At 71.9% G+C, this 11,002-nt stretch carries 7 protein-coding genes and 1 pseudogene; 2 read left to right on the forward strand and 6 right to left on the reverse strand.

Annotated features, from left to right (window positions below):
• The 5 genes and pseudogenes from AOK15_RS18260 to AOK15_RS18280 all read right to left on the reverse strand — a co-directional run.
• Positions 1-956: pseudogene (locus AOK15_RS18260) on the reverse strand (hypothetical protein); the annotation flags it as partial.
• A 2-nt stretch (positions 957-958) separates the two neighbouring features.
• The gene (locus AOK15_RS18265) at positions 959-1,861 is read right to left on the reverse strand and encodes a carbohydrate ABC transporter permease (RefSeq protein WP_055518066.1); all 903 of its coding nucleotides are present in this window, start codon (positions 1,859-1,861) and stop codon (positions 959-961) included.
• Complete coding sequence (locus AOK15_RS18270; RefSeq protein WP_055518067.1) at positions 1,858-2,778, reverse strand: carbohydrate ABC transporter permease; 921 nt, start codon at positions 2,776-2,778, stop codon at positions 1,858-1,860. The genes AOK15_RS18265 and AOK15_RS18270 overlap by 4 nt, the downstream gene beginning before the upstream one ends.
• 125 nt (positions 2,779-2,903) lie before the next feature.
• Positions 2,904-4,226 carry an extracellular solute-binding protein gene (locus AOK15_RS18275; protein ID WP_055518068.1) on the reverse strand — a complete coding sequence of 441 codons (1,323 nt, stop codon included), beginning with the start codon at positions 4,224-4,226 and terminating at the stop codon, positions 2,904-2,906.
• A 278-nt stretch (positions 4,227-4,504) separates the two neighbouring features.
• A complete protein-coding gene (locus AOK15_RS18280) occupies positions 4,505-5,626 on the reverse strand; it encodes an ROK family protein (protein WP_055518070.1) in 1,122 nt (373 codons plus the stop codon).
• A 239-nt stretch (positions 5,627-5,865) separates the two neighbouring features.
• Here AOK15_RS18280 and AOK15_RS18285 point away from each other — a divergent pair, with 239 nt between their 5' ends.
• A complete protein-coding gene (locus AOK15_RS18285) occupies positions 5,866-6,777 on the forward strand; it encodes an N-acetylglucosamine kinase (protein ID WP_055518073.1) in 912 nt (303 codons plus the stop codon).
• A 95-nt stretch (positions 6,778-6,872) separates the two neighbouring features.
• Positions 6,873-8,777: a phosphatase PAP2 family protein gene (locus AOK15_RS18290; RefSeq protein ID WP_055518075.1), complete on the forward strand. Its 1,905-nt coding sequence runs from the start codon at positions 6,873-6,875 to the stop codon at positions 8,775-8,777.
• A 74-nt stretch (positions 8,778-8,851) separates the two neighbouring features.
• Here the strand turns inward: AOK15_RS18290 and AOK15_RS18295 are convergent, their stop codons facing one another.
• Complete coding sequence (locus AOK15_RS18295) at positions 8,852-10,978, reverse strand: ATP-binding SpoIIE family protein phosphatase (RefSeq protein WP_079058554.1); 2,127 nt, start codon at positions 10,976-10,978, stop codon at positions 8,852-8,854.
• Positions 10,979-11,002 lie beyond the last annotated feature (24 nt).

Below are 11,002 nucleotides of genomic sequence, written 5' to 3' on the forward strand. Positions count from 1 at the left end.
CCGGCGGCGGTGAGGTGGCGGTGGCGCGGAAGTGTCTCCGCCGCCGGGGTCGGCAGGGTGCGGGCCAGGTCCGGGGTGAGGAGGGTCCGGGCGAGCAGGTCGGGGTCGTCGATGCCGCCGGCGGCCGCCAGGTGTGCGGCCCGGGCGAGGTCGCCGCGGCCGGTGCGGACCGCGAGGAGCCGGTAGTGCGGCAGGTAGGGCGCGAGCGGGAACGGGCGGTGCTGGTCCTGCCGTCGCGAGTGGACGGTCTCCACCGTGCCGTCGGGCCTGATCAGGTCGAGGGTCGTGGTGAGGTTGCGTTCGACGGCGTCCGACAGGTCGGCGCGGCCGAGGACGTCGGCGAGGAGCAGCAGCGACGGGTTGGACACATGGGCCGCGTAGTTGGCGCTCCGTTCCGAGTACTGGCCGTCCCCGTCGATGTCGACGCCTTCGGCGAGCCACTCCTCGACGCGGTCGAGGAGCCGCTGGTCGGGGAACGACCGGTGCAGCCGGGCGAGCGCCGCGCACAGCTCCCAGCGGTGGTTCGGGGTGTGCACCCCGCCGGTCAGGAGACTGTCGGTGGCGGCGCCGGCGATCTCGGCGAGCGCCGCCGTGACGTCGTGCAGGTCCGGTCCCGCGCCGGCGGCGAGGACGTGCGCGTCGCACACGTCGTTGACGGTGAACGCGGAGTCCGGGGGTGACTGCACGTTGTCGCCGCCGGCGAAGAGGCCGGTGGTGGTCTGCGCGGCCCGCAGGGCGGCGAGGTGGGTCGTCGCGGCGGCGACGGCCCGCTCGCTGCCGTGGAGTGCGGAGTCCGGGGACCGGTGGGCCGCGAGCAGGGTCTTCACCCGGCGGGCGAGCGTGCGGTGGGGCTCACCGACGGGCTCCTCGTGGGGGCGGGCCGCGAGCGGGGCGGCCCGCCGGTCGGCGGCACGGGCCGCCGCGCGGAGGAACTCGTGGTCGAGCGGGGTGGGCAAGGTCAGTCCTTCAGTCCGGCGTTGATGTCGGCGTTCATGACGTAACGCTGGAACACCAGGAAGACGACGATCAGCGGGATCATGGAGATCACCGAGGCGCCGAGCAGGACCGACCAGTTGATGTTCTGCGCGCCGACGATGCTCTGGATACCGATCTGCACGGTGAACTTGTTGGGGTCGTTGAGCATCAGCAGCGGCCAGATGTAGTCGTTCCACCGCCACTGGAAGGACAGGATGGCGAGGGTGAGCATGATGGGCCGGGACACCGGCACCATGATCCGCACGAAGATCGACAGCTCCCGCGCTCCGTCGATGCGTGCGGCTTCCACGAGTTCGTCGGGGACCGTGAGGAAGAACTGGCGGAACATGAAGCATCCGGTCGCCGTCAGTACGGCCGGCAGGATGATGCCGCCGAACGAGTTGTAGAGGCCGAGGTCGCGGACGACCAGGAACGACGGGGCGAGCATGACCTCACCCGGCAGCATCGTGGTCGCCAGGATGCAGAGGAAGAAGGCCTTGAGCCATCGGTTGTCGTACTTGGCGAGCGCGTACCCGGTGCAGCAGCTGACACCCACCGTGAGGATCGTGGTGATCACGCACACGATGGTCGTGTTGATGAAGTACTGGGAGAAGTTGGCACTGCGCCACGCCGTCATGTAGCCGGACAGGGTGGGGTCGTGCGGCACCAGCGACAGGGGATAGGAGAACAGGTCGCTGGCCGGCTTGAGGGAGCTGAGGATGAACCACAGCACCGGCAGCCCGTACAGGCACGCCATGATCCACAGCAGTGTCGTCGCGGGCACCGCCCGCCGCAGCCCACCGGTGGCCGGCTTGCGCGGCCCCTTCTTGGAGACGGCCCGTCCGGGCCCGGCGTCGACCGGGCGCGGCATGTCTGTGGTTGTCATCGGTTCTCCATCCGCCGGTTGACGATCAGCTGGATGATCGCGACGGCCATCAGGATGAGCATGAGCACGAAGGACGCGGCGCTCGCGTAGCCGATCTGGCCCCGCTTGAAGCCGGTCTCGTAGATGTACTGGACGAGGAGGTTGTTCGAGGTGCCGGGTCCGCCGTTGTTGAGGGCGACGAACACCGGGTACTCCTTCATCGCGTTGATCGTGTTGAGCAGGATCACGATGAACGAGGTGGGCGCGATGCTCGGCAGGGTGATGCTGAAGAACTGGCGCCACGGGCCGGCGCCGTCGAGCGAGGCCGCCTCGTAGTACGACACCGGCACGTTCTTGATCGCCGCGATGAACAGCAGCATCGTGAAGCCGGTCCAGGTCCAGGACGCCGCCATCACCACCACGAGCAGCGACAGGTCGGCGTTCGACTGCCACGGGACGGCACTGCCGCCGAGCTCGCCGATGACGTAGTTGACCAGTCCGAAGTTCTCACCGAACAGCCACCGCCACAGGACACCCACGACGATGGGCGACAGCAGCCACGGGATGAAGAAGATGACGCGGGCGACCGAGGCGCCCTTGGCGTGCTTGCTCACCACCAGGTTGGCCGCGAGCAGCGAGAGCGCGAAGTTCAGCGGTACGAAGAGAACGGTGTACAGCAGCGTCCGGGTCAGCGCGTGGTAGAAGGTGGAGTCCCCGACCAGGTTGCTGTAGTTCTCCAGTCCCGTGAACTGGGGGACCCCCACACCGGTGTAGTTGGTGAACGAGTAGACGAGCCCGATGACCGCCGGCCAGACGAAGAACAGCGCGAAGAGCACGACATTAGCCGCGATGAGGACGAGCGGCGCGAGGGTGTACTTGCTGCGTCTCCTGGGCGGGCTCACGGACACGGTTGAGGCGTCCGAGGCGCGTTTTGTCATGTTCCTGACTCCGTGCTGGTGGATGGGGTTCCGGTGGGCCCAGGCCATGAGCCCGGCATCGCGCGGGGCCCGACGGCCCCGGGCGGCGGTGTCCCGCTCCCGCCGCCCGGGGCCGTCGGCCTGCGTCAGCCGCCGACCTGCTGGTTGTAGCCGGCCACGATGTTCTCCAGGGCCTTGTCGGCCGACTGCTGGCCGTTGATCGCCTTGCCGAGCTCCGTCTTGGTCGGGTCCTCGGTGAGGCTCTTGCCGTTCAGCACCCACTGCGTCTGCGCGCCGTTGAAGTAGCCGGAGATGGGGTCGTAGAGCGGGATGGACTCGTTGTACAGCTTGAACGCCGCCTGCGCCGCCTCGGACTTGAAGGGGTACTTCGGGCTCAGGCCGCTCTCGACCGGCAGGAAGCCGGACGCCTCGCACAGCGCCTGGTAGTGGGCGGGCTCGTACAGCCAGGTCAGGAACTTCTTCGCGGCGGTGGCGGCGTCGGCGTTGTTGTTGAAGCCGACCGTCAGGCCACCGCTGTTGACGTCACTGGCCTGCACCGGCTGGGCGGGGGTCGGGACGCTCGCCCACTCGAACTTCTTGATGCTCTCCGCGAAGGCGGGGACCTGCCACACACCGGACCAGTAGGCGACGACGTCACCGCTCTGGAACATGGCCGACGGGTCGGCGCCGCTGGTCCACACCGACTTCGGCATGGTCTTGTCGTCGTTCCATCCGACGAAGGTGTTCACGGCCTTCTTGGTCGCCGCGTCCACCGAGAACTTGCCGGAGTCGTCCGCGTGGACGTACTTGCCGCCCATCTCGTACACCATGGCGCGCAGCCGGGACGGCGACTGGTCGAAGGTCAGGGAGTACTTGGCCTTGGTCTTCTCGCGGACCTTGTCCGCCGCCTTGATGAACTCGGTCCAGGTCCAGGTCTTCTCGGGCGAGGTCGGGAAGGAGACCCCGGCCTTCTCGAAGAGGGACTTGTTGATGAACATGCCGGACGCGGTGACGTCCGAGGGGATCGCCAGCACCTTCCCCGACTTGTCCTTCGCCAGGAAGTTGGCGTTGATGTTGTTGCTCTTCTTGTCGGCGATGGAGCTGAGGTCGATCAGCTTGTTCGACCAGATCGGGTCCAGCGCCGGCACCGTCGCCGCGTCGGGCAGGGAGTTCGCCTGCGCGGCGTTGTGCAGCTTGGTCGTGTAGCCGTCGTAGGGGATGTTGACGAGCTTGACCTTGACGCCCGTCTCCTTCTCGTACTGCGCCACCATCTTCTTCCAGCCCGCGTCCTGCCCCGGAACCGTGGAGATCCAGAACGTCAGGTTCTTGGAGGTCCCGCCCGATTCGGATCCCCCGCCGCAGGCCGAGAGCAGCAGGCCGCCCGCCGTCGCGACGGCAGCGAGGGGAACCAGGCGGCGCATACCGCCGCGGCCGAGTCGGCGGGAGCGCCGCACACCCACAGTGATCATCTTCGTTCCCTTTTTCGTCGTAGGGGACAGAGCACGGCGCCGACCGAGGCGGCACAGGTGCAGTTTGCAGGTGAAGTCGCTTTCCGGGGGCCGCGGCCTCGCCCGGCCGCGTCGTCCACGCGGAGCGGTATCCCCGGCCGCTGTGGCCGTCACCGCACGGGCACGCCCTCGTGCGGTTGCCGTACGTCTCGTACAGGCTGGGAGACTCGCCCCAAGCCGGCGTCCCGGCCGACTTAGAAAGCGCTTGTCCGGACATTGGCAGATGTCCATGGAGTCCGTCAATCCTCCACTCGCACCCCTCCGGTCACGGTTTGGATTCCTCGGGCCACGGCCAGCCGACTGGCCCCCACGACGGTGCCACTTTCGCCCAGCGCGCTGCTCACCACCTCGGTGGGCCAGCTCAGCCGCGCCAGCTCGGCCCGCACACCGGGCAGGAGCTGCGGGTTCGACCCGACGGCGCCGCCCAGGACGATCAGGCCGGGGTCGAGCACGGCCGTGGCCGCGGCGGCAAGCCGGCCCACGTCGGCGGCGTGCCGGCCCACCACGTCGCACGCCCTCGGGTGGCCCTCTTCGGCCAGGGCGAACAGCCGCTCGGCGGTGCTCGGGCAGGGCCCGTCGGCGTCCTGCCAGGCGCCCGCCGCCCGGCGCAGCAGCGAACCCGCCCCGAGGTGCGCCTCCAGGCCCTCGTGGCGCGGTTCCCGGTCCGCGTCCCACGGGTAGGGCAGCCGGGCCACCTCACCAGCGGCGTGGTTCGCGCCGCGCAGCACCTGACCGCCGATGACCACGCCGAGGCCGATGCCCACGCCGATCCGCAGGTAGCCGAAGGTGTCCCGGCCGCGGGCGGCGCCCTCGTGGAGCTCGGCGAGCGCCGCGCAGTTCACGTTGTTCTCGAGGTGGACCGGGACACCGGGCGGCAGGGCGACGGACATGGCGTCGAAGACGGGACCCGCCTTGGCGGTCGCCGGGCGCTCCCCGCCGCCCTCCCGGCCCCGGGTGGTCACGTCGCCGACCGCCACGACCACGGCCCGCAGCGGGGCGCCCGGCGGCAGCCCGGCGAGGGCCTCGCTCACCACCGCCGCGGCGTCGGGCCGGGAACCGGCGCCCTCGGCGAGCAGGGTGCCGTCGAGGGCGCAGCCGCGCACCCGGGTGCGGCTAGGGCCCAGGTCGACGGCGAGCACGGCGCCCGCGGCGGGCCCGAGGCCGTAGACGGCGGCGGAGCGGCCGGTGCCGCCGGAGGCGGTGCCCGAGCAGGCGGCGAGCCCGGCCGCCTCCAGCTCGGCCACGGCGGACGAGACAGTCGGTTTGGACAGGCCCGCCCCGGCGGCCAGTTGGGGGCGGGTGGCGGTGCACGTGGCCGCCAGCACGGCGAACACGGTGCGGGCGCTCTCGCTCAGGTACATGGTCTCCCCAGTCGTGCCGCGGCGGTCCGCACGGGTCGTGCGGCATCCGGGTCCGAACCTCTTGACGCTCCCTAATTCGTTAGTTAATTTCCTAACGAAGTCAAGCGGTACTCGCCTGCCGCACCAGCAGAGGCCCGTCCCGGGGCTTCCCGAGCACCCCCCACAGACTTTTCTGTGTCCAGGCACGGTTCGCCCGCCGTCGCAGCGCCACCGCAACGCAACGACGAGAGAGGCCTGCCGTGCAGGAGTTCAGACCCGCGGTCGGTATCGACGTGGGCGGCACCAAGACCCACCTCCGTGCTGTCACGGGGACGGAGACCGTCGCCGACCACGTCCGTACGAGCCGAGGCTGGCGACCGCACGACCCGGCGGCGGCCACCGAGTGGCTCGCCGCACTGGTCGAGGAGGTGCTGCCCGCGCGGGTCGCGCCGGCCGCCGTGGCGGTCGGCGCACACGCCTGCGAGACCCCCCGGCAGTGCGAGGAGATCCGCCTCGCGCTGGAGGCCCGGCTTCAGGTGCCGTGCCTGGTCGTGGGCGACGCCGAACTGCTCGTGCCGGCCGCCGGTCTCGACAAGGGCGCGGCGCTGGTCGCCGGTACCGGTTCGGTGGCGGTCGGCCGCCGTGCCGACGGCACGCCGGTGCAGGTCGGTGGCTGGGGTGCGGTCCTCGGGGACGAGGGCGGCGCGGCCGGCCTGGTCCGTGAGGCGGCCCGCGCCGTCTGGGCCGCGCACGACCGCGGCGAGGACCCCGACCCGCTGGCCCGGCTGCTGATCGCCTCCTTCGCCGTGCCCGAGGTCCCGGCGCTGGGCGCGGCCCTGGAGAGCGCCACGGACATGTCCGCCGAGTGGGGCCGGCACGCTCCCGTGGTGTTCGAGGCCGCCGAGCAGGGGTCCGTCCTCGCCCACCGGGTGATCGACGACGGGGGCCGCGCCCTCGCCTCGCTCGTCGAGCGGCTCGCCGCGCGCGGTGTCGCCGTCGACGACGTGGTGGTCGCGGGCGGCACGATCCTCTCTCGGCCCGCCCTCTACTCGGCGTTCGCCGTCGCCCTGACCCACACGCTCCCCCTCGCCCGGCCGCAGCCCCTCCAGGTGCCGCCGGTCGAGGGGGCGGTCGCGTTCGCGCGATCCCTCCTGCGGCAGGCCGGTCCCTGATCACCGGCCCGTCGCCGACCGGCCGTGCGCCGGTCGTACGTCAGTTCCACGCACAGCCCGCACGATCACCCCATCGCGAAAGGAGCGGCATCTCCATGCCGTCATCTGCCGGGCACCACACGTTCAACCGGCGTCACTTCCTCAGGAACTCCCTCGGCGTCTCGGCCGGCCTTCTCGCCGCTCCGACCCTCGTGGACCTGTGGCAGGCTCCCGAGGCCAAGGCCGCCACCGCGTTCGCCGCGTTCGTCGACGACTACAGCACCAACATCACGTCGAACCGGACCCCCGAGACCAACGCCGTGGTCCGGGCGCTCGGCGGTTTCGCCGAGATCTGGAAGACCGGCGACGCCTGGAACACCGGCACCCCGCTGCTGCCGGAGATCCTGCGCGCCAACATGCGCTACTGCGCGCGGCTGACCCACCGCCGCACCGAGGCCCAGGCCCGCGAGGCCTTCGTCTACGACCGGCAGCACCAGAGCTACGCGATGATCGGCGGGCTCGGCCCGCTGGCGGAGCTGTACCGCTCGGGCGCCAAGGCGGTCACCTCGATCACCGCCGCCCCGGACGGCATACCGGCGACGAAGATCAACGACGCCGTGCCCGCCGACGCGCCCGCCGGCTCCGCGCTGGGCGCCGGCTCGTACGACTCCGACCTCGGCCTGGTGGCCAAGCTCGTCGACACCGTGCGCGGGGACTTCACCTCCAGCAACCCGGCGAAGTTCACCTTCCAGTACCCGCGGCCGTGGCGGATGAACGAGGACAGCGAGGTCGTCGACACCGGCGAGAAGGACGAGCTCGGGTTCCCGGTCTACGACTCCGACGTCGTCGTCGTGAAGCAGCTGCTGCGGCAGCGCAGCGAGGTCCCGGCCGAGGACGGCGGTTTCCCCAGCGGCCACACCAACGCCTTCCACCTGGCGGCCCTGGCCTACGCGTACGCGGTCCCGGAGCGCTTCCAGGAGATCATCACCCGCGCCTTCGAGCTGACCCACACCCGGATCATGTCCGGCATGCACTCCACCGTCGACGTCATGGGCGGCCGGATCATGGCCACCGCGCTGGCCGCCGCCGTGCTGTACAAGCCCGAGAACACCGCCCTCAAGGCCGCCGCCCGCAAGCAGGCCGCCGAGTACTTCCAGGCGAGGACGGGCACGACGGCCGACACGCTGTTCGCCTACGCGCACTCGGACCCCGACGACCCGTACGCCGACCGCGGGGCCAACGCGCGGCTGGTCGAGCCGAAGCTGACGTACGTCCTGACCCGGCGCGGGCGCTCGGAGGACCTGACCGTGCCCAAGGGCGCCGAGGTGCTGCTGGAGACGCGGCTGCCGTACCTCGACGCGGCGCAGCGGCGCGAGGTGCTGCGCACCACCGCGCTGCCGTCCGGGTACGTGCTGCTGGACGGCTGGGAGCAGTGGGGGCGGCTCAACCTGTTCGCGGCGGCGGACGGCTACGGCGCCTTCGACTCGGACGTCACCGTCACGCTGGACTCCGCGCTCGGCGGTTTCCACGGTGCCGACACCTGGCGCAACGACATCCAGGGCCCGGGCGGCCTGGTCAAGCGGGGCGGCGGCACGCTCACGCTGACCGGCGCGAACCGCTACACGGGCGGCACCACGGTGGAGGCCGGTGTGCTCGTGGCGGGCTCGAAGGAGGCCCTCGGCCGGGGTGACGTGCGGGTGAAGGGCGGCACGCTCGGCACGGGCGACCGCACGGTCCGGGTCCGCGGCGGATACACGCAGGCCGGGGTCCTCGACGTGACGCTGGACCGGGGCGCCGACCCGGCCCTCGCGGTGGACGGGCGCGCGGTCCTGGAGCGGGGCAGCAGGCTGGTGGTCCGCTTCGACGCAGGGCAGCCGCCGCGTTCGGGCAGCACGGTGGCCGTGATCGGGGCGCACTCCCTGCGGGGCCGGTTCTCCGAGGTGACCGTCGCCGTCGAGGGCTGGACGGCCGAGCAGGTCTGCACCGGCCACGGTGTGGCGGTGCGGCTGCGGAGGAAGTAGCACCTCACGAGGCGGAGCACCGCACGGCGGTGAGGGAGGTCGGGGGCGGCGGAATGCCGCCCCCGACCGTCGTCTCAGGGGGCCGGCGGCAGCGCCTGTTCGGCCCAGATGGTCTTGCCCGCGCCGCTCGGACGGCTGCCCCAGCGGTCGGTGAGCTGGGCGACGAGGAGCAGGCCGCGGCCACCCTCGTCGAAGGTGCGGGCCCGGCGCAGATGGGGCGAGGTGCTGCTGGCGTCGGACACCTCGCAGATGAGGGTGCGGTCGCGGATGAGCCGCAGCTCGATGGGGGCGCCGCCGTAGCGCATGGCGTTGGTGACGAGTTCGCTGACGACGAGTTCGGTGACGAAGACGGCGTCCTCCAGGCCCCAGCGCACCAACTGGTCGGTGGCGAGCTTGCGCGCGTCGGCGACGAGGGAGGGGTCGTCGGCGAAGCTCCAGACGGCCACCTGTTCGGCGTCGAGGGCGCGGGTGCGGGCCAGCAACAGGGCCACGTCGTCGGCGGGGGTGTCCGGCAGGAGGTCCCTGAGCACGGTGTCGCAGGCCCGTTCCAGGCTGCCGAGCGGCCCGCTCAGGGAGGCGCGGAGAGCGGCGGTGCCGGTGTCGACGTCCCGGTCCCGTGCCTCCACGAGGCCGTCGGTGTAGAGGGCGAGGACCGAGCCCTCGGGCAGGTCCAGCTCCGTCGACTCGAAGGGGAGGCCGCCGACGCCCAGCATCGGTCCCGCCACCACGTCGATGACGTCCACCCGGCCGTCGGGCCGTACGACCACGGGCGGTACGTGGCCCGCCGAGGCGATCGAGCAGGTGCGGGCCACCGGGTCGTACACCGCGTACAGGCAGGTGGCGCCGATCTCCCCGCCGCCGCTGTCGTCGCCCGCCGCGAGGTGTTCGACGAGGTCGTCGAGGTGGGTGAGGAGTTCGTCGGGCGGCAGGTCGACGTCGGCGAGCGCCCACACGGCCGTGCGCAGCCGGCCCATGGTGACCGAGGCGTGGATGCCGTGTCCCACGACGTCCCCGACGACCAGGGCGACCCGGGTGCCGGACAGCGGGATCACGTCGAACCAGTCACCGCCCACCCCGGCCTGCGACAGCGCGGGCAGATAGCGGGAGGCGAAGTGGACGGCCGCCTGGCCCGCCACCGCCCTCGGCAGCAGGCTGCGCTGGAGGGCGAGCGCGGTGGAGCGTTCCCGGGTGTACCGGCGGGCGTTGTCCACACAGACGGCGGCCCGGCTGCACAGCTCCTCGGCGAGGATCATGTCGTCCTGGTCGAAGGCGTCGGGATGCTCGGGCGTGAGGCTGCGGACGAACACGGCGACGCCCAGGGTGGTGCCGCGGGCGACGAGCGGTACGGCCATGAGGGACAGCTCGTGCTCCGTGGTCTCCCGGAGCTTGGCGGAGCGGGCGTCGTGCCGGGCGAACCAGGTGTCGAGGTCGTGGTCGCCGGTCCTGGCGAGGACGGGCTCGCCGCCGAGGAGGGCGCGGGCGGGCGGCGAGAACGGCGGATAGAGGTCGGCTGAGCCCAGGCCGATCGCCGCCTCGGGGACGCCGGGCGTGGCGGAGTGGTGGGCGGCCCGGCGCAGTTCGACGCCGCCGTCGACCGGGCCCATCTCGGGTTCCTCGCCCCGGAGCACGGACTCCAGGAGGTCGACGCTGGCGAAGTCGGCGAGCCGGGGCACGACCAGCTCGGCGAGTTCGCGGGCCGTGCGGACCACGTCGAGCTTGGTGCCGATGGATCCGGCGGCCTCGTTCAGCAGGGCCAGGCGCTGGCGTGCCCAGTGCTGCTCGCTGCTGTCGAACGCGGCGAGGGCGGTGCCGATGAGGGCTCCGTCGCGGTCCCGCACCGGCCACATCTCGAGGTTCCAGGCGTGCATACGGCGGCCGGACGGCGAGCGGGTCCAGCTCTCGTAGTGGGCCGGCCGACCGGTCTCCACGACCATCTCCAGGTGCCGCAGGAAGCCGCGGCTGTGGTCGGCGTCCTCCACGGTCTCCGGGTAGTACCGGTGCCGGAACTCGGACTCCGGTCGGCCCATGACCCGGCACGCCGCGTCGTTCAGCCGCAGATAGCGCTGCCCCGTGTCGAAGACCGACATGGACATGGACGCCTGCTGGAAGGCCAGCTCGCCGAGGGCGCGCTCGGGCGGCTGCGGACTCGCGACCACGACGAACCCCCGCCGGCCCTCGGTCCCGCCCAGCAGGGGCACCATCCGCACCGCCGTCCGCTGGGACCG

This window comes from Streptomyces ossamyceticus, from assembly GCF_001418475.1.
GTDB lineage: Bacteria > Actinomycetota > Actinomycetes > Streptomycetales > Streptomycetaceae > Streptomyces > Streptomyces ossamyceticus.

What these genes read in the sequence shown, in the direction of transcription:
- AOK15_RS18265 (WP_055518066.1), bottom strand. Translation starts at nt 1,861, where the DNA reads ATGACAACCACAGACATGCCGCGCCCGGTCGACGCCGGGCCCGGACGG.
- AOK15_RS18270 (WP_055518067.1), bottom strand. Translation starts at nt 2,778, where the DNA reads ATGACAAAACGCGCCTCGGACGCCTCAACCGTGTCCGTGAGCCCGCCC.
- AOK15_RS18275 (WP_055518068.1), bottom strand. Translation starts at nt 4,226, where the DNA reads ATGATCACTGTGGGTGTGCGGCGCTCCCGCCGACTCGGCCGCGGCGGT.
- AOK15_RS18280 (WP_055518070.1), bottom strand. Translation starts at nt 5,626, where the DNA reads ATGTACCTGAGCGAGAGCGCCCGCACCGTGTTCGCCGTGCTGGCGGCC.
- AOK15_RS18290 (WP_055518075.1), top strand. Translation starts at nt 6,873, where the DNA reads ATGCCGTCATCTGCCGGGCACCACACGTTCAACCGGCGTCACTTCCTC.
- AOK15_RS18295 (WP_079058554.1), bottom strand. Translation starts at nt 10,978, where the DNA reads ATGGTGCCCCTGCTGGGCGGGACCGAGGGCCGGCGGGGGTTCGTCGTG.